This window comes from Streptomyces sp. NPDC051172 (assembly GCF_040682555.1).
Taxonomy (GTDB): Bacteria; Actinomycetota; Actinomycetes; order Streptomycetales; family Streptomycetaceae; genus Streptomyces.
On sequence record NZ_JBFBBE010000511.1, the window covers coordinates 1 to 1,011 of the forward strand.

Consider the following 1,011-nt stretch of genomic DNA (forward strand, 5'->3'; position numbering starts at 1 on the left):
GGAGGGTGTGCTTCACGGGCGTGGAGGTCGGGTCCTCGGGGTCGATCTCGACGACCCAGCCGAAGCGGTTGGCCTCGTTCTCATAGCCGGGCCTGGTCAGGTCGAAGCGGTCGTGGACCTTCTCCCAGCCGCGGCTGGTGGCGGAGGCGGAGATGCCGTAGCGCTTCTCCTCGGCGGTGCCGCGACCCTTGAAGTACTGGTTGAAGTTCTCCTCGCCGGAGAGCACCGTGCCCCACGGGGTGGTGCCGCCGGCGCAGTTGTTCAGGGTGCCCAGCACGCGGGTGCCGGTCGGGTCCTCGACGGTCGTGAGCAGCGCGTGGCCGGCGGCCGGGCCGCGGACCTCGAACTCGGTGGTGCCGGTGATGCGGCGGTTGCGGCGGCCCCCGCGGACGTACTCCCACTGCGCGCCGCGCTTGGCGCGCTTGAGGTCCACGATGGACAGGCCGTGGGCCTGGAGGCCGACGTCGACGACGTCCTCGAAGTTCGAGGCGATGTACTCCGGGGAGAACATGATGTTCTCGTTGGTGTACTCGTGGTTGGAGACGAGGTAGCCGGAGCGGTCGTTGCCGCCGTCGGAGATGATGTTCAGGTAGTCGTTGTTGTAGCCGAACTGGGCGGCCTGCGACGCACCGGTCTGGTGCTCGATGTCGAACTCCGGGGAGTCGGCGAACAGCGGGTCGCCCCAGCGGATCACGGTGCCCCAGTCGTAGCCCTCCGGCACGGTCATGGTGTCCACGGTGCGGCTCACCGGCGCGATGGGCTCGAAGGGGAGCTTGCCTCCGCCGGTCGGGCGCCGGCCGTTGTCCGCGAGCGCCTCGGGGGCCTGGGCCACCTGGGAGCCGATGACGACGGCGGCGGCGAGGCCGGTGCCGCCGACCAGGGCGGAGCGGCGCGAGATGGCGGTCTCCGCGATCTGCTGGAAGGTCGGGTTCGCCGAGGTGTTGGGCACCGGATGGGCGCACGCGTTGCCGCACTTGAGCTCGCATGTGACGGCGGAGCGGTTGCCACGGG

1 protein-coding gene is annotated in these 1,011 nt (G+C 70.5%); it reads right to left on the minus strand.

Annotated elements, in window-relative coordinates; translation table 11 throughout:
- Nucleotides 1-949, minus strand: a 949-nt coding sequence (locus tag AB0N07_RS52325) for an alkaline phosphatase PhoX (protein ID WP_365848215.1), incomplete at its 3' end; no start/stop codon positions are given.
- Between the last annotated feature and the right edge of the window lie 62 nt (nt 950-1,011).